The sequence below is a fragment of the Paraburkholderia nodosa DSM 21604 genome (assembly GCF_000519185.1).
Lineage (GTDB): Bacteria > Pseudomonadota > Gammaproteobacteria > Burkholderiales > Burkholderiaceae > Paraburkholderia > Paraburkholderia nodosa.
Map to the genome: position 1 here is coordinate 324,282 of NZ_JAFA01000004.1, position 20,740 is coordinate 345,021.

The 20,740-nt window shown below is 67.1% G+C and carries 13 protein-coding genes; 9 read left to right on the forward strand and 4 right to left on the reverse strand.

Annotated elements, in window-relative coordinates; all coding sequences use genetic code 11:
• The first annotated feature begins 52 nt into the window (after window positions 1–52).
• From A3CW_RS0107930 to A3CW_RS0107950, 5 genes are all read left to right on the forward strand, one after another.
• Window positions 53–1,009 (forward strand): helix-turn-helix transcriptional regulator, encoded by a 957-nt coding sequence (locus A3CW_RS0107930; RefSeq protein ID WP_028203088.1) that lies wholly within the window; start codon window positions 53–55, stop codon window positions 1,007–1,009.
• A 125-nt stretch (window positions 1,010–1,134) separates the two neighbouring features.
• Window positions 1,135–2,811 carry a 2,3-epoxybenzoyl-CoA dihydrolase gene (gene boxC, locus A3CW_RS0107935; protein WP_028203089.1) on the forward strand — a complete coding sequence of 559 codons (1,677 nt, stop codon included), beginning with the start codon at window positions 1,135–1,137 and terminating at the stop codon, window positions 2,809–2,811.
• 57 nt (window positions 2,812–2,868) lie between these two features.
• Window positions 2,869–4,308: a benzoyl-CoA 2,3-epoxidase subunit BoxB gene (gene boxB / locus A3CW_RS0107940; RefSeq protein WP_028203090.1), complete on the forward strand. Its 1,440-nt coding sequence runs from the start codon at window positions 2,869–2,871 to the stop codon at window positions 4,306–4,308.
• Window positions 4,309–4,359: 51 nt separating this feature from the next.
• A complete protein-coding gene (boxA, locus tag A3CW_RS0107945) occupies window positions 4,360–5,619 on the forward strand; it encodes a benzoyl-CoA 2,3-epoxidase subunit BoxA (protein WP_028203091.1) in 1,260 nt (419 codons plus the stop codon).
• 151 nt (window positions 5,620–5,770) lie between these two features.
• Window positions 5,771–6,220 (forward strand): PaaI family thioesterase, encoded by a 450-nt coding sequence (locus tag A3CW_RS0107950; protein ID WP_028203092.1) that lies wholly within the window; start codon window positions 5,771–5,773, stop codon window positions 6,218–6,220.
• 22 nt (window positions 6,221–6,242) lie between these two features.
• Here the strand turns inward: A3CW_RS0107950 and A3CW_RS0107955 are convergent, their stop codons facing one another.
• Window positions 6,243–7,154 (reverse strand): ketopantoate reductase family protein, encoded by a 912-nt coding sequence (locus A3CW_RS0107955; protein WP_028203093.1) that lies wholly within the window; start codon window positions 7,152–7,154, stop codon window positions 6,243–6,245.
• 65 nt (window positions 7,155–7,219) lie between these two features.
• Complete coding sequence (locus A3CW_RS0107960) at window positions 7,220–8,077, reverse strand: NADPH-dependent oxidoreductase (RefSeq protein ID WP_081771559.1); 858 nt, start codon at window positions 8,075–8,077, stop codon at window positions 7,220–7,222.
• 282 nt (window positions 8,078–8,359) lie between these two features.
• Here A3CW_RS0107960 and A3CW_RS0107965 point away from each other — a divergent pair, with 282 nt between their 5' ends.
• Window positions 8,360–9,220: an oxidoreductase gene (locus tag A3CW_RS0107965; RefSeq protein ID WP_028203095.1), complete on the forward strand. Its 861-nt coding sequence runs from the start codon at window positions 8,360–8,362 to the stop codon at window positions 9,218–9,220.
• 9 nt (window positions 9,221–9,229) lie between these two features.
• Here the strand turns inward: A3CW_RS0107965 and A3CW_RS0107970 are convergent, their stop codons facing one another.
• Complete coding sequence (locus A3CW_RS0107970) at window positions 9,230–9,871, reverse strand: hypothetical protein (protein ID WP_028203096.1); 642 nt, start codon at window positions 9,869–9,871, stop codon at window positions 9,230–9,232.
• 14 nt (window positions 9,872–9,885) lie between these two features.
• Window positions 9,886–11,280, reverse strand: a complete 1,395-nt coding sequence (locus tag A3CW_RS0107975) for a selenium-binding family protein (RefSeq protein ID WP_028203097.1) — start codon at window positions 11,278–11,280, stop codon at window positions 9,886–9,888.
• Between the two features lie 253 nt (window positions 11,281–11,533).
• On the opposite strand from A3CW_RS0107975, the gene A3CW_RS0107980 reads away from it, so the two are divergent.
• The 3 genes from A3CW_RS0107980 to pbpC all read left to right on the forward strand — a co-directional run bounded on the left by A3CW_RS0107980 (window position 11,534) and on the right by pbpC (window position 20,733).
• Entirely contained in the window at window positions 11,534–11,869 is a 336-nt protein-coding gene (locus A3CW_RS0107980) for a DUF4148 domain-containing protein (protein WP_028203098.1), read from the forward strand.
• 552 nt (window positions 11,870–12,421) lie between these two features.
• Window positions 12,422–18,460, forward strand: coding sequence for an alpha-2-macroglobulin family protein (locus A3CW_RS0107990; protein ID WP_028203099.1), 6,039 nt, complete (start codon window positions 12,422–12,424; stop codon window positions 18,458–18,460).
• Entirely contained in the window at window positions 18,457–20,733 is a 2,277-nt protein-coding gene (gene pbpC / locus A3CW_RS45595; RefSeq protein WP_051481305.1) for a penicillin-binding protein 1C, read from the forward strand. Before A3CW_RS0107990 ends, pbpC begins: the two co-directional genes overlap by 4 nt.
• Window positions 20,734–20,740: the final 7 nt, after the last annotated feature.

The following is a 20,740-nucleotide window of genomic DNA, read 5'->3' on the forward strand; positions in this document are numbered from 1 at the left end:
AGTGCGTGTCAAGCACTATAGTACATAAACACGGGTTCAGGGATTCCCTAAGATGAAGCAAACTTACATTGCCGAGCTTCCAGCGGAAGCCGCCGACGACGCCTCGCGCGGCGAGCGCGCCGAACGCGATCCGTTTCTGACCGCCATGGGCGAGCGCGTACGCATGCTGCGCGCGCGGCGCGGCATGACGCGCAAGACGCTGGCGGCGGAAACCGGGCTCTCGGAGCGGCATCTGGCGAATCTGGAGTCCGGCGTGGGGAACGCCTCCGTGCTGGTGCTGCGGCAGATCGCGAGCACGCTGAACTGCCCGCTCGCCGAGGTGATCGGCGACGTCACGACCTCGTCGGCGGAATGGCTCCTGATCCGCGAATTGCTGCAGGGGCGCGATCCGGCGGCCTTGCAGCGTGCGCGCGTGGCGCTCGCCGAGATGTTCTCGCACACGAGCGCCGATCCGCACCGCAACGAGCGCATCGCGCTCATCGGCCTGCGCGGCGCGGGCAAGTCCACGCTCGGGCGCATGCTCGCGCAGGAGCTGAAGGTGCCGTTCGTCGAGTTGACGCGGGTGATCGAGCAGCTGGCGGGCTGTCCGCCTTCTGAAATCCATTCACTCTATGGCGCAAGCGCTTATCGCCGCTACGAGCACCGGGCGCTGGAGGCCGTAATCGCGGAACACCCGCGCGCCGTGATCGCCTCGCCGGGCGGCCTCGTTTCCGAGCCCGCCACGTTCAATGTGCTGCTCGCGCATTGCTTCACCGTCTGGCTGCAGGCCGCGCCCGACGAGCACATGCGCCGCGTCGTGGCGCAGGGCGACCTGCGGCCCATGTCGGGCAATTCGGGCAATAGCGAGGCGATGGATGACCTCAAGCGCATCCTGGCTGGCCGCAGCGAACTGTATGGCCGAGCCGACATGACCTTCGACACCAGCGAAAAGACGCTCGCCGACGCCTACCTGCAACTACGTGACCGGCTCGCCGCCCGGCTGGCCGCGGAGGCGCCCCGCATCGAGTGAGCAGCGGGAGTGAACTGCGCATCGCGGGTTTACCCCTTTCATGCATTAAAATGCATTAATGTGCTTTACATGAGCAATCCATTGCACTATCGTTCATTGAAACGAAGTGTAGACAGGAGACGCTCATGGCCCCAGCCGAAACCGCCGTCGCCCCGCAGCGGGTCGATTACCGCACCGACCCCTCGCAGTACCGGCACTGGAAGCTTTCGTTCGACGGTGCCGTAGCGACGCTCGGTATGGATATCGCCGAGGACGGCGGCATTCGCGACGGCTACAAGCTGAAGCTGAACTCGTACGACCTCGGCGTCGATATCGAACTGCACGATGCCCTCCAGCGCATCCGCTTCGAGCATCCGGAAGTGCGCACTGTCGTGCTGACCAGCCTGAAGGACCGCGTGTTCTGCTCGGGCGCCAACATCTTCATGCTCGGCCTTTCCACGCACGCCTGGAAGGTCAACTTCTGCAAGTTCACCAACGAAACGCGCAACGGCATGGAAGACTCGTCGCGCCATTCGGGCCTGAAGTTCATTGCGGCCGTGAACGGCGCGTGTGCCGGCGGCGGCTACGAACTCGCGCTCGCCTGTGACGAGATCATGCTCGTGGACGACCGGTCGTCGTCGGTGGCACTGCCGGAGGTGCCGCTGCTCGGCGTGCTGCCTGGCACGGGCGGCCTCACGCGCCTCACCGACAAGCGCAAGGTGCGCCACGACCGCGCCGATATCTTCTGCACCGTGGTGGAGGGCATTCGCGGCGAGCGTGCGAAGGCCTGGCGTCTCGTGGACGAAGTCGTGAAGCCGAATCAGTTCGGTCAGGCCGTGCAGGCGCGCGCGCTCGAACTGGCCGCCGCGAGCGATCGTCCCGCAGACGCCAAGGGCATTGCGCTCCCGCGCATCGAACGCGTGGAGCACGACGGCGGCCTGAGCTATGCCACTGTCGAGGTGGCGATCGACCGCGCGAAGCGCACCGCGACGTTCACGGCGAAAGCGTCCGCCGCGGCGCCTGTTTCGGATCTCGAATCGATCGTCGCCGCCGGGGCATCGTGGTGGCCGCTGCAGTTCGCGCGCGAGCTGGACGACGCGATTCTCTCCATGCGCACCAACGAACTCGACATCGGCACGTGGATTCTCAAGACCGCAGGTGACGCGCGCACCGTGCTCGCCGCCGACGCCGCGCTGCTCGCGCACCGCGACCACTGGTTCGTGCGCGAGACCATCGGCATGCTGCGCCGCACGCTGGCGCGCATCGATGTCTCTTCGCGTTCGCTGTTCGCGCTGATCGAGCCGGGCTCATGCTTCGCCGGCACCTTCGCCGAACTCGCGTTCGCCGCGGACCGCACGTACATGGCCGCGCTGCCCGCGAACGAAGACGAAGAACCGGCCATTACGCTCTCGGAAGCGAACTTCGGCCTCTACCCGATGGTTACGCATCAATCGCGCCTCGCGCGGCGCTTCTATGAGGAAACCGAACCTCTCGATGCCGTGCGCGCGAAGATAGGCGAAGCAGTCAAGCCGGTCGAGGCGGAGCGCCTGGGCCTCGTGACGGCCTCGCCCGACGACATCGACTGGGCCGACGAAATCCGCCTCGCGCTGGAAGAGCGCGCGGTCATGTCTCCCGACGCGCTCACGGGCCTGGAAGCGAATCTGCGCTTCAACGGGCCGGAGACCATGGAAACGCGCATCTTCGGGCGGCTCTCCGCGTGGCAGAACTGGATCTTCAACCGGCCCAACGCCGTGGGCGAGAAAGGCGCGCTCAAGGTGTACGGCAAGGGCAGCAAGGCGCAGTTCGACGTCGCCCGCGTTTGATAACCGTCTCCGCCGCCGCGTTTGCCGCGTCTGTCGAATTTGCCGCAAGGAACCGCAATGTCCACGATCAACTCTACGATTAACTACGGCGAAAAGATCCCGAACAACGTCAACCTCGCCGACGACCGCGCACTGCAGCGCGCCCTCGAACAGTGGCAGCCGAACTTCCTCTCGTGGTGGGGCGACATGGGCCCGGACGGCTCGCATGGCTACGATGTGTATCTGCGCACGGCGGTGAGCGTCGACGCGGGCGGCTGGGCGCACTTCGACCACGTGAAGATGCCTGACTATCGCTGGGGCATCTTCCTCACGCCGGGCGAAGCGGATCGCAAGATCCATTTCGGCGCGCAAAAGGGCGAGGCGGCGTGGCAGGACGTGCCGGGCGAGCACCGCGCGAACCTGCGCCGCATCATCGTCACGCAGGGCGACACGGAGCCCGCCTCCGTCGAGCAGCAGCGCCATCTCGGCCTCACCGCGCCCTCCATGTACGACCTGCGCAACCTGTTCCAGGTGAATGTGGAGGAAGGCCGGCACCTGTGGGCGATGGTGTATCTGCTGCATCGCTACTTCGGCCGCGATGGTCGTGAGGAAGCCGAAGCATTGCTGGAACGCCGCTCGGGCGACGACGACAACCCGCGCATTCTCGGCGCGTTCAACGAGAAAACGCCCGACTGGCTGGCGTTCTTCATGTTCACGTACTTCACCGACCGCGACGGCAAGTTCCAGCTTTCGGCGCTATCCGAATCCGGCTTCGACCCGCTCGCGCGCACGACGAAATTCATGTTGACCGAAGAAGCGCATCACATGTTCGTCGGCGAATCGGGCATCTCGCGCGTCGTGCAACGCACCGCGCAGGTCATGAACGAGCTGAAGACCGGCGACGTGAACCGCTTGCGCGCCGCGGGCGTGATCGACCTCGAAACGATCCAGCGGTACCTGAATTTTCACTACTCGGTGACGATCGACCTGTTCGGCGCGGACCACTCGTCGAATGCCGCGACCTTCTACAGCTCGGGGCTGAAGGGCCGCTACGAGGAGACCAAACGCGACGACGACCACCAGCTCGAAGGCCAGCAATACCGCTTGCTCGACGTGCAGGACGGCAAGCTCGTGGAGCGCGAAGTGCCGATGCTCAATGCCATGAACGAAGTGCTGCGCGACGACTACATCAAGGACTCGATTGCGGGCGTGAACCGCTGGAACAAGGTGCTGGAAAAGGCTGGCATCGATGTCCGCCTCACCGTGCCGCACAAGGCCTTCAACCGCCAGATCGGCACGTTCGCGGGCGTGCGCGTGTCGCCGGACGGCCGCGTGATCGGCGAGACCGAGTGGGCCGCGAACGAAGCGAAATGGCTGCCCACCGTGGAAGACCGCGCCTACGTGGCGTCGCTCATGGGCCGCGTGATCGAGCCGGGCAAGTTCGCCAACTGGATCGCGCCGCCGGCCATGGGCATCAACCGGCAGCCCGTCGATTTCGAATACGTGCGCTTTAACTGAGGGGGCGGCGGCGCGCAGCCACGCGTTCGCGCGCCGCGGTGGGAGACAATCATGAACGGTCCGCTACCCGTGGAAATTCTCAGGCAACACCTGATCGATCCCGAAATCTGCATACGCTGCAATACGTGCGAGGAAACGTGCCCTGTCGACGCGATCACGCACGACGGCACCAACTATGTGGTGAAGGCCGACGTCTGCAACGCCTGCATGGCGTGTGTGCCGCCGTGCCCGACCGGCGCGATCGACAACTGGCGCAACGTGCTCAAGGCCGAGACGTACACCATTGACGAGCAGTACACGTGGGATGAACTGCCCGCGCAGAATCCATCGATGGGAACGCCGGTCGTTGCGCCGGAAGCGGGCGATGGGGCGAGCATTGCGCAAGCGGCGCCGAATGCCGCCGATGCACCCGTCGGCGGCTCCGACATGGTGCGTGGCTCGACCGTGCCGCCGTGGTCGGCGGCGCGCCCCTATGTCCAGCTCTACACGCACAAGGCGCCCACTACGGCGACCGTGGTCGGCAACTATCGCCTCACCGGCGATGCCACCGAAAGCGACATCCATCACATCGTGCTCGACTTCGGCGCCATGCCGTTCCCGGTGCTGGAAGGCCAGTCTATCGGCGTCCTGCCGCCCGGTGCGAGCGCGGAAGGCCGGGCCAATCACGCGCGCCAGTATTCGATTGCGAGCCCACGCGACGGCGAGCGCCCCGGCTACAACAACGTTTCGCTCACGGTGAAGCGCGTGACGCGCGATCACAGCGGCAACGCAACCGACGGCGTGTGCTCGAACTATCTCTGCGATCTGAAGAAGGGCGACGTGGTGACCGTGATCGGGCCGTTCGGCAATACCTTCCTCATGCCGAACCATCCGAACTCGCATCTGCTGATGATCTGCACGGGCACCGGCTCCGCGCCCATGCGCGCGATGACCGAATATCGCCGCCGCCGCAGGCTCAAGGGCGCGACCGGCAAGCTCATGCTCTTCTTCGGCGCGCGCACTCAGCAGGAATTGCCCTACTTCGGACCCCTGATGAATCTGCCGAAGGATTTCATCGACACGAACCTCGCTTTCTCACGCACGCCGGGCCAGCCCCGCCGCTATGTGCAGGACGCCATGCGCGAGCGCGCCGTGGACGTCGCGCAACTGCTCAAGGATGGCAACACGCATGTCTATGTCTGCGGGTTGAAGGGCATGGAAGACGGTGTGCTGCAGGCGCTTCAGGAGATTGCAGAAAAGCACGGCATGGGCTGGGAGGCATTGTGGGAGCGCCTCAAGCGGGAAGGGCGGCTGCATCTCGAGACGTATTGAAACGTCCGCTGGAATGAATCGAGGCCTGAATCGAAACGCGTGAGAAGCTCGTGATAATTTAAGCACGATCGTGCTAAAAGCGTTACGATGGCGAATCGAACAGGCGCGCACAGTCGCGAACAGACGCGCGCCATAGACGGAGATCGCCTCGATGAACCTCGTTGCTGAAATGCCCGCCGGCCTGACCGGCGTCGAACAATTGCAGCGCATGCTGCACGGCAGCCGTGGCCCGGCCATTGGCGAAACACTCGGCTTCAGGCTGGTCGAAGTCGAGGAGGGCCGCGTCGTGTTCGAGGGCACGCCCGGCCTGCACGTGTACAACCCCATCGGCACGGTGCACGGCGGTTATGCGGCCACGTTGCTCGATTCCGCGTGCGGGTGCGCTGCGCATTCGCGGCTCGGCACAAATCAGGGCTATACCACGCTGGAACTGAAGGTCGCGTACCACCGGCCCATGACCGCCGACACCGGCACCGTGCGCGCAGAAGGGCGCGTGCTCAGCATTGGCCGCCGTGCGGCCTTCACGGAGGCCAGCATCACGGATGCGCAGGGCAAGCTCTACGCATCCGCCACCTCTACCTTGCTCGTGTTCGACCGCTGAGGCAGCGTGACCGGCGCGCGCGCTAGATCGCCGCGCGCGCCTTGTCCTCGATGAGCCGCACGAGCGTTTGCAGCATCCGGTTCGCAGGCGTGGGCACGCCAAGCGCCGCGCCGCGCTGCACGACATAGCCGTTGAGGTGATCGATCTCGCTGAGCTTGCCGCGCGCGAGATCCTGCGCCGTGGACGAGTATTGGCCCGGCATGGTCTGCGCGATGCGCGTCACCGCGCTGTCCATGTCCGGCGGCAGCGTCACGCCGTCGGCCTGTGCGACGGCCATGCATTCGCCTACGATGTCACGCATCGTGTCGCTCACGCCCGCACCCTTCACGAGACGCCCATAAGGCAATTGCGTGATCGCCGAGAGCGCGTTGTACGCGCAGTTCACGATCAGCTTCGCCCAGAGGGCGCCGCGCACATTGGGTGAGATTTCCGTGGGCACGCCCGCTTCGATGAGCGTGCGCGCAACCGCGTCGCTCGTGCGCGAAGGCTCGATCACCAGCTCGCCGCGGCCGTGATGGCGTACGTGGCCGGGCCCCGCCATCTCCGTGGCGACATAGACCACGGCGACCGCCACGTCTTGCGGGATCACGGTGCGCAGACGTTCCGCGTTATCCGCGCCGTTCTGCAGCGTGAGCACGAGCGTGTCGGCGCCCAGATGCGGTTTGATCGCGGCGCCCGCGCTTTCGGTGTCGGTCGACTTCACGCAGAACAGCACGAGGTCCGCGCCCGCCACGGCGGCGGCTTCGGTGCTGGCCGTGAGATGCGGCGCGCCGATGCGCTCGTCGAACTGCTGCGCTTCGAGGCGCAGCCCGTCGCGCGTAATGGCCTCGACATGCTGGGGCCGGCCGATCAAGACCACATCGTGTCCCGCGCGCGCGAGCATGCCGCCGTAAAAGCAGCCTACTGCGCCTGCGCCCATGACGGCGACTTTCATTTGCGTCTCTCCTGTGTGGCGTGCGTGCTTCGTTGCCTGAAATGTCCCGCGGCGTGCCGGTGCGTTCAGCGCAGCTCGAAGCCGAGCGCGCTGAGCGCGTCGCGCAGGCGGTCGCGGCCGTGCAGCGACTCGCGGCTGCGCCAGCGCGCGAGCGAACGCACGGTCCAGCCCGCCGCGCTCAATCCCTGGCCGGTCTGGAAGCCGCCCATGACTTCGTCGTACTGGGCAATCGCGGCCGCCTGCGAAGGCGCGTCGTATTGCTCGCGATGGAGCACGACCTCCTGGGGCAAGCGCGGCTTCACATCCGCAGGTCGTGTTTCGTCGGGATAGCCCACGCACAGGCCGAACACGGGGAGCACGCGCGGCGGCAGACCGAGTTCTGCGGCCACCTGTTCAGGCTGATTGCGGATGCCGCCGATATACACGGCGCTCATGCCGAGCGATTCGAGTGCGATCACGGCGTTTTGCGCGGCGAGCGCCGCGTCGATCATGCCGACGACCAGCGTCTCCATGTAATGCAGACCTTCGACGCTCGCCCCGCTACGCGCGCCGGCCGCTTCGAGGCGCGAGAGGTCCGCGAGCCACACGAGAAAGAGCGGCGCTGCGCGTACGTGCGACTGGCCGCCCGCAAGCTCGGCGAGGCGCGCCCGGCGCTCGGGGTTTTCGATGGCAACCACGCTCCACGTTTGCAGGTTCGACGAGGTCGAGGCCGACTGCGCCGCGGCGATCAACGTTTCGAGCGTGCCATCCGGCAGCGGACGGTCCGCGTAGTTGCGCACCGAGCGGTGCGCGAGCAGCGTGTCGAGCGTATCGTTCCAGGCCGGCAGCGGCGCGGACCACGGCGTGCCATAGCGCGCTTCGAGGGCGCGCATGGCATCGGCGATATCGGCAGCGGGTTGTGCGGGCGCGGTGACGGTGGACATCGGGTTTCTTCTCCGGCAAATGACAGTTGATTCGTGGCGCTGAAATTCGGGGCACCAGGCGCCGTATGGTACATGGCTCGGGCGATCGGCGCAGGCGTTCAGCGGCGCGGGTTCAAGGGCGTGCCAGCAGAGTTCGCGCGTGACCGGTATCATCGGAGGCTGCGCATGCGTTCGAACGGGCTCAGCGACCTCTTCGTTACCTGCTTCGTGCGGCGGCGCCATCTTCCGTTTTCCCCTGTCTTCGGCAGCCTTGTCTGCCCCCTTCTTCCGGGAGGCCTTCCCATGTCCGTTGATTCCCCGAATGCGTCGCCGGTCTGGTTCGTGACCGGCTGTTCGACCGGCTTTGGCCGCGAGCTGGCCCGCGCGGTGCTCGCGCGCGGCTGGCGTTGTGTCGCGACCGCGCGCAACAAGGCGTCGCTCGACGATCTCGCGCCCGAGGCCGGCGATCGCCTGCTGCCCGTCTCGCTCGACGTGACCGACGCCGCGCAAATCGACGCCGCCGTCGCGGCCGCGCAAAAGCAGTTCGGCGCGATCGACGTGCTCGTCAACAATGCGGGCTATGGCTATCAGAGTTCGATCGAGGAGGGCGAGGAGCGCGAGATCCGCGCGCAGTTCGATGCCAACGCGTTCGGCCTGTTCGCGCTCACGCGCGCGGTGCTGCCGGGCATGCGTGCGCGCCGCAAGGGTCACGTCATCAACATTACGTCGGTGGCGGGGCTCGCGGGCTTTCCGGGTTCTGGCTACTATGCGGCCTCGAAACACGCCGTGGAGGGATTCTCCGATTCGCTGCTGGCGGAAGTCGCCCCGCTTGGCATCAAGGTGACCTGCGTGGAGCCGGGGCCGTTTCGCACGGACTGGGCGGGCCGCTCGCTCGTGCAAACGGCGAGCCGTATCGATGACTACGCCGAAACGGCGGGCGCGCGGATGCAGCGCACGGCGCAAGGCAGCGGGCATCAGCCGGGCGATCCGGTGCGCGCGGCGCAGGCGATGATACGCATCACGGAAACCGAAAAGCCGCCGCGGCATCTCGTGCTGGGCGCGTTCGGTGTCGATGCGGTGGCGAACCGCTTGCGCGCGGCGCTTGCCGATATCGAGGCGTGGCGCGAGTTGAGCCTTGGAACGGACTATCCGGCGGGGAGTTGAGCCGGCGGCTCACGCCGTTGCGATCATCAGCGTGCCGGTCGCCACGAGCGCGCCGCGCCAGAGCCAGTCGAAGTTGATCCAGCCTCGCCGCAGCACGCCAAGACCGAGATACTCGTAGGCGAGCAGCGCGATGACGGCCGTGGTGGCGAGCGTCGTGACGGTATGCAGCGCGGTGAACGCAAACGAAAGCGCAAGCGGGTTCGCAAGGCCCGCTGCGCCGCCCGCTCCACCGCACAGCGGCAGCATGGCGGGCATCAGCATGAGTCCCGCGCCGTGCAACGTGGCCATCAACGCGGACCACGCCGCAAGCCCGGCAAAGCCCACGGTCATCCCCACGCGCACGCGGTGCCGGTGCCCGTACGCGTACTGCCACGCGGCCCACGCGATCAGCAGCGCGCCCAGGCACCCATGCAGCGCGGCGCCAGGCAGGTGCGCGCCCAGCGCCGCGGTGGAACTCGTGAACAGCAGAATGGACGCGGCGTGACCGAGCGCGATGGGCGGCAAGGCGAGCAGCAGCGCCGTGCGGCTGCCGCGCTGCAGCCCGAGAGCGGTCGCGAAGAGCCAGCCCATCGCCGGATTCACGCCGTGAAAGACGCCGCTGCCCACCACGGCTGCCCAGGCGCCCCAGTGCGCGCCGAAGACTTCCTCCATATCATGCCCCGCACTTATGGGTAGCAGTACGAATCGGATGAGCAATCACCGCCTTCGAGCCGGATCTGGTGCGGCCGGTGCGACTTCGGCCATTCGACGAAGAAGCGTTCGTCGAAATCGAGGCCGCCTCCGGGCGCGGCGTCGAGCTTCACCATCCAGCCGTCGATGCCTTCGGGATAGAACTGCGCGTCGATCGCACCATACAGCGAGTTGCTGAAATAGACGCGCCGGCCGTCGCGGCTCACTTCCACCATTTGCGGGCCGCCGTTGAGCGCGCGCCCGGGAGCAAACGGATGCGCCGCGCGCGCCGCGATGCCGCCGATGCGCACGCAACCCGTCAGGCGCGCATGTTCGGGGTCCGATACATCGTACTGGCGCAAATCGCCCGTTCCCCAGCAAGCCGCGTAGAGGAAGCGGTCGTCGAGCGAGAGCGCGATATCGGTGACGAGCGGCGGTACGGCCGCAAATCCCTTGAGCATGGGCGGCAGATGCTCGGGATCGGCCGGCTCGGCCGGGATTTCGATGATCTTGCGTGCGGCCCACTGGTCGCCGTCGAGATACCACTGCCAGATCGAGGCCGAGAGGTCCTTCAGGCTGATCACGGAGTTCACGAAACCGTAGGGGCGCGTGGGGTTGTGCGCGGGGCGTAGCTCGAACACGAGCTGGTTTTCCGCGCCGAAGTCGAGCACCTGCTTGTGCTGGCGCGTGTGCAGATCCCAGAAGTGCAGGCGATGGCCATACTGGCCGCCCAGCAGGACCTCGGGCACGAGGCCGTTCTCGAAGGTCGCGGGCAGTCCCCACTCGCTCGTCACGAGCGTGTCATAGCCGAGGTGCCACCAGCCGTCGTAGGCGAGCTGTTGCGGGCCGCGGTCGATCTCCCACTGGCCGAGAATATCGAAACTCTCGTGGTCCATCAGGAAGACCCCGCCGGGCGCCTCGCCCTGCGCATTCGCAAGCGACGTCACATAAATGCCATCCGGCCCGCAATGCACGGTGTGCGGACGCGTGTAGCCCGCGCGCTGTGCGACGCTCTCGGGCTCGTGCACGCGTGCGATATGCGGGCGGCGCGCGTCGGGCCTCGTGTCGACAATATGGATGCGCGAGGAGCGCAGCCCGGGCACGACGAGATAACGGCGCTCGGTATGCGCGTGGGGGGCATTGGGGCACAGGCACGAACTGCAGGCATTCCAGCCGAAATGGTGGAGCTCGTCGCCGACGTTGGGCATAGCGAGACGATGCACGATGCGTCCGAATTCCGGCGAGCGCGGGTCCAGATCGACCACGTCGAGCGAATCGGGCACGCTGCGCGTGGGGTCGAAGCTGGCGACGTATGCCAGTGTCTCCGGCGGGGCTTCGCCTGCCATGCGCGCAGACGGGTAGAAGGTCGGGTCCGGTTGCCACGTCGCCATTGCTGCCCCCTCATCGAAGATTCGGAAGAGCCCCTATCATGCATCAGAGTGGCACAGTGCGTTGCACACATGTTCCATATTCCATCCAGATAGAAGCTTATGCATTCGAGCAATGAAAGCCGATTAGGTGCGCTGCGGGAATAGTAAATTCGCTTTTGCAGCATTTATTCGCGAGGCCAACCTTCCTAGACTTGTACTCAACGGATGCAGACAAGCCGCTGCACCGATTCAATCAAGTTACTGGAGGTTAGTCATGAGAACGCTCATCAAGGCCGTTGCGATCGCTGCCGTGCTTGCAGTGCCGGCCATTTCGTTTGCACAGTCGCAAGGCAGCAATGGTCCTGTGACGCGTGCCCAGGTGCGTAGTGAGCTGAGGCAGCTCGAAGCCGCGGGTTATCGTCCTTCGGTGAACGACCTGTATTACCCCGCGGATCTGCAACAAGCCCAGGCGCGCGTGAACGCGCAAAGCGGTGGGGCCGTTGCGCAGGCAACCGGCTATGGCCCGGCCACGAGTGGCTCGTCGCAAAGCGGTGCGCGTACCGATGGCGCGGTGAGCAGCTATTCGCCGCCGGTGTACAACGCACAATAAGTTTTGCGGCGGTAGGAAGCCGATTCATGTCGCATGATGAATATCAGCCCGCGATGGCGCCAAAGCGCATCGCGGGCTGATTCATTTTCCCCCTGGGCAGACGGCACGTCGAAGCCGCCCGGTCCGCAATGTTCGCGAACTTCTGCGAGTCGCAGCCGGCGTCGCGGTATCGCGAAGCCATCTAGTCCGATGTAGTGCGGGCGGCCAGTGGCCGCTCGCGGTCCATGGCGAGCCGCGAAGCGCGGCAGCCGTCACTTGCGCACCTTCACTACGCCTTCATCTGATCTCTCACCGGCTCGCGTCCGCGAGTCCGGCTAGCCTCTTCCCCGCGGTCCTCGCTTCGCCTTAGCCCGTTCGCAAATTCAGCGTTTTCCGATGTCGCGAGTTCCCGATTCGCGGCAAGCTGCGCGCCGGCGCTCGCGTTCTTCGCGAGCCGCCCGCATGTGCGCGTGGCCGGCCATTCCCGGCGCGCGAGCGCGCGGCGCCCTGTACCATTCACCGCACGCCGCCCGGCAATGGCCACGCGGCGCGCGCGCAAACGAGGACCGGTCGATGCAGCGAATAACACGAACAACTCGCGGGTGGGGGACGTTGGCGCTCGCCCTGGTTCTAGGCTTGAGCATGGCGTGGGCGTGGCGCGCCTATGCCGCGCGCGCGGTGAGCGTGTCGCCGCAGGGGACCGTGGCGCAGGTGCGCCAGGTGGTGGTGAAGTTCGACGAGGCGATGGTGGCGTTCGGCGCGCCCGATGCGAAGGACCCCGCGCGCCTGCAATGCAGCAACGCGGCTGCCGGCGCGGGCCAGGGTCGCTGGATCGACGGGAAAACGTGGGCGTATGATTTCGCCGCCGATCTGCCGCCCGACGTGCAATGCAGCGTCACGCTCGTCGACGCTCTCAAATCGCAGGCGGGCAACGCAGTGACGGGCGTGCGCCGCTTCACGTTCTCCACGGGCGGCCCGTTCCCGCTGAGCGTGCGTCCCTACGGTGGCGAAATAGAGGAAAACCAGGCATTCGTGCTGAAGCTCAATGGGCCCGCCACGCCGGCTTCCGTGCGCGAACACGTGTGGTGCGAGTCGGGTGGACTCGGCAACCGCATTCCGGTGCAGCCTGTCGATGCGTCCACGCGCGCCGCGCTGCTCAAGCATTTCCGGCTCGAAAAGGACAGCGCGAGCGTGCTCACGCTCACGTGCCAGCAAACGCTGCCCTCCAGCGCGAAGATGCAGCTCGTGTACGGCAAGGGCGTGCTTGGACCGAACGGCACGCCCAACGACGTGGAGCGCCGCTTCGATTTCACGGTGCGCGAGCCGTTCACCGCGAGCATGAGTTGCGAGCGCGAGAATGCGAAGGCGCCATGTACGCCGCTGCGGCCGGTGCGCATCGATCTGAGCGCGCCGATTACGCGCGCCGACGCGCAGAAGTTCCGTCTGCAAGGGCCGAAGGGGGAAGTCGCGCCGACGTTCCGCCCAGATGACAAGAGCGACGAAGTCAGCTCGATCTCGTTCTCCGCGCCCTTGCCCGAGCGCGCGACGCTCACGATCACCGCACCCGCCGGCCTCAAGGACGTAAGCGGGCGAGCGCTAGCGAACGCCGATCTGTTCCCGCTGCATACGGCGACCGCGCCGATGCCGCCGCTCGCGAAATTTCCGTCCTCGACCTTCGGCATCATCGAGCGCTATGCGGAGCCGGGCACGCCGCCGCTCGTGCCGGTCACGCTGCGCAACGTCGAAGCGGACCTGCACGTGCAGGGGCTCAACGCGGGCGAGGCGAAGTTCGCGAAGCTCGCTGTGCAGTCCGACACCGACATGCGCCGCTGGATGCGCCTCGTCGACCAGTTCGACAATTTCGGCATGAGCGAAACGTCGATCGACAAGCTGATGCCGGGGCTGCTCGCGCGCGCGAAGTCGCCCGTGGTGATTCCGCGCACGACGGGCGAGGGGGACGAAGACGCGAAGGCGCGCATCATCGACGTGCGCTCGCTCTCGCTGCTCGAGGGCCAGCCCGGCGTAGAGACGCTCACGCTGCCCAAGGCCGATCCGAAGGCGTTGCGGCCGTTCGAAGTGGTGGGCATTCCCGTGCCGAAGCCGGGCTTCTACGTGATCGAACTCGCTTCGCCTTCGCTCGGCGCCTCCCTGCTCGGCAAGCCGGCGCCCATGTACGTGCGCACGGCCGTGCTCGTCACCAATCTGGGCGTGCACTTCAAGCAAGGTCGCGAGAATAGCGTGGTGTGGGTCACGTCGCTCGACAAGGGCGAGCCGGTCGCGGGCGCCGACGTGCACGTATCGGATTGCAATGGCGAGACGCTCGCCACGGGAAAGACGGATTCCCATGGACTCCTGACGATAGACGGACCGCTGTCGAATCGTCGCGACTGCGGCGAAAACAGCTATAGCGGGCTGTTCGTTTCCGCGCGCATCGACGACCCGAAAACGGGCCCCGACATGGCCTTCGTGCAATCGGACTGGAATCGCGGCATCGAGTCGTGGCGCTTCAATGTGCCGACCGACACGAGCGTGCAGCCCACGGTGCGCGCGCATACCGTGTTCGACCGCACGCTGCTGCGCGCGGGCGAGACGGTGTCGATGAAACACTTCATCCGCGCCCAGACGATGCATGGCTTCGCGCTCCCGCAGCAGTACCCCACGCGCGTGACGATACGCCATGCCGGCAGCGGGCAGACGTGGCATCTGCCGCTCAAGTGGGCCGCCGACCATACGGCGGACTCGACCTTCGTGCTGCCGCCCGAAGCGAAGCTCGGCGAATACGACGTCTCGCTCGACGACGGCGACGCGAACGCGAGCACGGCAAGCGACGGCAACGACGAAGCCGACAACAGCGCGGACGCCATTCATATGAGCTACGACAGTGGCAGCTTCCGCGTGGAAGCCTTCCGCTTGCCGGTGCTCAAGGGCACGATCGCCGTGCAGAACGAGAAAACGTCGCCGCTCGTCGCTACCACGCAGGCGAGCGTGGCGGTGCAGATCGATTACGTGTCGGGCGGCGCGGCGTCGAATCTGCCCGTGCAGGTTTCGGCGCTCGTGAAGGACACGACGCCGTCCTTCGCCAGCACGTACGGCGATTTCAGTTTCGCGCCGTATGTGAGCGCGAGCCAGGCCGACAACACGTCCGAAGACGAGGACAGCGGCCCACGGGAGGACAACGAGGTCGCGAAACTCGTGGCCGACAAGGAGCCGCTCACGCTCGACCGCAACGGTGCGGGCACGCTCGTGATGAAGAATCTGCCGGCCGTGGACGCGCCGAAGCGCCTCGCGCTCGAAGCGACCTTCGCGGACCCGAACGGCGAAGTGCAGACCATCAGCGGCGCGGCCACGCTTTGGCCCGCTGCCGTGGTGGCGGGCATCAAGTCGGGGCATTGGGTCTCTGTCGGCAGGACGGTGCCGGTCACTGCGCTCGCGCTCGACCTGCAGGGCAAGCCGCACGCGGGCGTGAAGCTCGAAGTGCGCGGCGTGGCGAAGATCACGACGACTTCGCGCAAGCGCATGGTGGGCGGTTTCTACGCCTACGACAACCACACGGAAACGCGCGATCTCGGCACGCTGTGCAGCGGCACGAGCGACGATCACGGCTTGCTCACATGCGACGCGAAGCTCAAGGAAGCGGGCAATATCCAGCTCGTGGCCACGGCGCGCGACGGCGATGGTCATGCCTCCACGGCCACGACCTCGGTATGGGTCACGCGCGAGGATGAACTCTGGTTCGGCAGCGAGAACACGGACCGCATCGACGTGCTGCCCGAAAAGACGAGCTACGAACCCGGCGAGACCGCGCGCTTCCAGGTGCGTATGCCGTTCCGCTTCGCGACGGCGCTCGTCGCCGTGGAGCGCGAGGGCATCATCGAAACGCACGTGGTGCAACTCGACGGGCGCGACCCGACCGTCGAGTTGAAAGTGAGCGACACGTGGGGGCCCAACGTCTACGTTTCGGTGCTCGCGCTGCGTGGACGCATTCACGAAGTGCCGTGGTATTCGTTCTTCACCTGGGGGTGGAAAGCGCCGCTCGAATGGGCGCGCGCGTTCTGGTACGAGGGCCGCCAGTACGAGGCGCCCACGCCGCTCGTCGATCTGTCGAAGCCGGCTTTCCGTTACGGGCTCGCGCAAATCCGCGTGGGCGACGCCGCGCACCGCCTCGCGGTGAGCGTGACGCCCGACGCGAAACGCTACGCGGTCCGCGCGACGTCGCACGTCCAGTTGCGCGTGCAGCTTCCTGGCGGCCAGCCGGTGCCGGCGGGTACGCAGATCGCCGTGGCGGCCGTGGATGAAGCGCTGCTCGAACTCATGCCCAACCGCAGTTGGGATCTGCTCGACGCCATGCTGCAGCAACGCGCCTATGGCGTCGAGACGGCGACGGCGCAAATGGAGATCGTCGGGCGGCGGCACTTCGGGCGCAAGGCGGTGCCGGCGGGCGGCGGCGGCGGGCATGGCGCAACGCGCGAACTCTTCGACACGCTGCTCTACTGGAACCCGCGCGTCACGCTCGATGCGAAGGGCGAGGCGCAAGTGAGTGTGCCGCTGAACGACTCGATCACGCGTTTTCGTATTGTCGCGATTGCGGCAAGCGGGGTGGCGCGCTTCGGCACGGGTAGCGCGACCATCGAGAGCACGCAGGACCTGCAGCTGATCTCCGGCTTGCCGCCACAAGTGCGCGAGGGCGACACCTTCCGCGCGCAGTTCACGCTGCGCAATACGACCGCGCGCGCGATGAAAGTGCTGGTCACGCCAAACGTGCCGCCGCTCGCGCTTGCGGCGCAGACCGTGGACCTCGCGCCCAATTCGTCGCGTGAGATTGCGTGGACGGTCGCGGTTCCCGACGATCTCGCCGAAGCTGAACGGCCCGCGCTCGCGTGGAACGTGAGCGCGGCGGAGCAGGGCGGCGCGCATGCGGCCGACGCGGTGAAGCTCGCGCAGCAGGTGAGCGCGGCGATCCCCGTGACGGTGCAGCAGGCCACGCTCGCGCAAGTGGACGGCACGCTTTCGATTCCCATTGCGCCGCCGGCCAACGCGAGCATGACGCGTGCAGGCGTGGTGCGCGGCGGCATTGCGGTGTCGCTGCAGCCGAAGCTCGCGGACGGTCTGCCCGGCGTGCGCCGCTGGTTCACGCGCTACCCGTATTCCTGCCTCGAGCAGCAGACGTCGATAGCGATCGGCCTGCGGGACCCCGCGCGCTGGCAAGCGGAGCTAGCGCGCCTGCCGGTCTATCTGGACCGCGACGGCCTCGCGAACTACTTCCCGGCCGCCGATGACAGCGCGAGCCGCGGCAGCACCGCGCTCACCGCGTATCTGCTCACGGTGAGCGACGAGGCGTCGAAGCTCGACCCGCGCTTCGCGCTTCCCGACGCCCTGCGCAGCAAGATGGTGGAGGGCCTCACGCGCTTCGTGGAAGGCCGCATCGAGCGCAATTCGTGGGCGCCGCGCCGCGATCTCGATCTGCGCAAGCTCGCCGCCATCGACGCGCTGTCGCGCTACGGCGCGGCGAACGCACGCCAGTTCGGCTCGATCGAGATCGCGCCGAACCAGTGGCCTACGTCGGCGGTGATCGACTATGCGGAGAGTCTCGCGCGCATGCGCGATGTGCCGGATCGCGCGGAAAAACTGGCGCAGCTCGAGCAGATCCTGCGCTCGCGTCTCACGTGGCAGGGCACGCAGCTGACGTTCTCCACGGCCGCCGAAGACGACTTGTGGTGGCTCATGACGGGCGCGGAGGTCAACGCGGCGCGCCTCGCGCTGGCCTTTGTCGATAACCCCGCGTGGAAGGAAGAAATGCCGCGGCTCGTGGCGGGCCTGCTCGCGCTGCAACGCAACGGCGCATGGAGCACGACGACGGCGAACGCATACGGCTCGCTCGCGGTCGAGCGCTTCTCGCGCGTGTTCGAGCACGATCCGGTGACGGGCGCGACGAAGCTCCAGCTCGGCGATACGTCTCGCATCGTTGGCTGGAACGCGGCGGCGCAAGCGGCGGCGCAATCGGCATCGGCCGCCAGCGGGGCCACGGCGGCGACGCGCAACGCGCCCGCGCGCAGCACGCTGCTCGCATGGCCAAAGCAGAATGCGGCGGCGACCCTCACGCTGACGCAGGAAGGAAGCGGCAAGCCGTGGGCCACGGTGGAAAGCCTCGCGGCGGTCGCGTTGCGCGCGCCGTTCGCGGCGGGCTATCGCATCACGAAGACCATCACGCCGGTGGACGCCGCGGTGAAGGGCGTGTACACGCGCGGCGACGTCGTACGCGTGCGCCTCGACATCGACGCCCAAACCGACATGACGTGGGTCGTCGTGAACGATCCGATTCCCGCGGGCGCGACGATCCTGGGCTCCGGGCTCGGGCGCGATTCGGCCGTGGCGACGCAGGGCGAGAAGCAGGACGAGAACGGTCCGTGGCCCGCGTTCATCGAGCGCGGCTTCGACGGGTATCGTGCCTACTACGAGTTTCTGCCGAAGGGCAAGATCTCGGTGGAGTACACGGCGCGGCTCAACAACGTCGGCACCTTCGGGTTGCCGCCCACGCGCGTGGAGGCGCTCTACGCGCCGGCCACGTTCGGCGTCGCGCCGAACGCACCGGTGGTCGTGAAGGCGGCGCCATGAGCGTCTCATACGCGCTAAGGCAGCGCGCGGCGGGGGCACTCGGCGTCGCCGTGCTGTGCCTCGTGCTGCTGCCGCTGCCCGCGTTCGCACTGCCGACGTTCGACGACGTGCGCGGCCAGTGGAAAAGCTCCGACTGGGTCCTGCTGGCGCGCGACGGCACGCCATTGCAGCGCACGCGGGTGGAACACACCGCGAGGCGCGGCGACTGGATCGCGCTCGCCGACGTGTCGCCAGCGCTGCGCGAGGCCATCGTCGTTTCGGAGGACAAACGATTCTACGAGCACAGTGGCGTGGACTGGCGCGGCGCGACGGCCGCCGCCTGGGCGAACCTGTGGAGTACACGCACGCGCGGGGCATCCACGGTCACGATGCAGCTCACGGGCCTGTTCGACGACGACCCGAAGCATTCGGGCCAGCGCTCGCTCGCGCAAAAGGCCGTGCAAGCCGTGGACGCGCTGCGGCTCGAACGCACCTGGCGCAAGGACCAGATTCTCGAGGCGTATTTGAACCTCGTGCCGTTCCGAGGCGAGACGGTTGGTCTTGCCGCGCTTTCGCAAACGCTGTTCGGCAAGGCGCCGTCGGGGCTCGACGAACGCGAATCGGCTGTCGCTGCCGCGCTGATCCGCGCGCCCAATGCGCCTTATACGAAGGTCGCCACGCGCGCGTGCCGCATCCTGCGCGACATGCGCGCAGCGAACGTCGATGGCGGCTGCCCGAATCTCGATGCTTTCGTGCAGATGGCCTTCGCGCGCCCGGCCATCGCCGCCGACGATCCCTCGTTCGACGGGCGCAGCGAAAGCTCGCCGCAGCTCGCGCCACACTTTGCGCGCCAGATCGCGAACGCGGTGCATCCCGCGCCCGGCATGCGCGTGCGCTCGACGCTCGATGCGAACCTGCAACGCTACGCGCGCGACACGCTCACGCGCACGCTCATCGAACTCAATGCGCGCGCGCATCCGCGCAACGTGCAGGACGGCGCGGTCGTCGTGCTGGACAACGCAACGGGCGAAGTGCTCGCGTGGGTCGGCTCGTCAGGCGGCCTGTCGAAGGCGCGCGAGGTCGACGCGGCGCTCGCGCTGCGCCAGGCGGGCTCGACACTCAAGCCCTTTCTTTACGCCGAGGCCATCGACGAGCGCCGCGTGACGACCGCTTCGCTGCTCGACGACGCCCCGCTCGATCTCGCGGCGGGCGGCGGCCTCTACATGCCGCAGAACTACGACAAGGGCTTCAAGGGCTGGGTGAGCGTGCGCACCGCGCTCGGCTCGTCGCTGAACGTGCCGGCCGTGCGCACGCTCGTGATGGTGACGCCGCATCGATTCGCGAAGACGCTCACGGCGCTCGGCCTGCCGCTCACGCAGGCGGGCGACTACTACGGCTTTAGTCTCGCGCTGGGCAGCGCGGATGTGAGCCTCGTCACGCTCACGAACGCGTATCGCGCGCTGGCCAATGGCGGCGTCGTGAGCCCGATCGCCGAATTGCCTGCGTCCGGGCAGGCCGCATCAAGTAGCAAGTCGAAGCGGGTATTCAGCCGCGAGTCCGCGTTCATCGTCACCGACGTCCTCGCCGACAACAATGCGCGCACGCGTACCTTCGATTTCGACAGTCCGCTGGATACCCGCATGTTTTCCGCGGTCAAGACGGGCACGAGCAAGGACATGCGCGACAACTGGACCGTGGGCTTCACGTCGCGCTATACGGTGGGCGTGTGGGTCGGCAACGCCGATGGTTCGCCCATGTGGGACGTCTCGGGCGTGACCGGCGCGGCGCCGGTGTGGGCCGCCATCGTCGGCTATCTGCATCGGCGCGTGCCGAGTGTCGCGCCTGCCGCGCCGCCTGGCGTCGAGCGCGTGCGCGTGCAGTTCGCCAATGCCGTGGAGCCTTCCCGCAACGAGTGGTTCATCGCGGGCACGTCCACGCCGCTAGTGGGCCTGGCATCGAATGCCGCCGATCTCGCGCGTGGGCCCGCGCAAATCGGCAGCCCCGTGGACGGCACCATTTTCGCGCTCGATCCCGACATTCCCGCGCAGCGTCAGCGCGTCTGGTTCGAGCGTGCCACGGGCTCGAACGCGCGCGTGAGCTGGCGCCTGGACGGCAAGGCGTTGGGCGACCCTGCGCGCGTCGCGTGGCTGCCCTGGCCGGGCAAGCACACGCTCGAACTCGTCGATGCGAAAGGGCAGGTGACCGATACCGTGCGCTTCGAGGTACGCGGCGCGCTTGCGAAGCCGCATAAGTCGATGCGCGCCGACGCCGCGCAAGGCGGCGTGGCGCGCTGAACGAGAG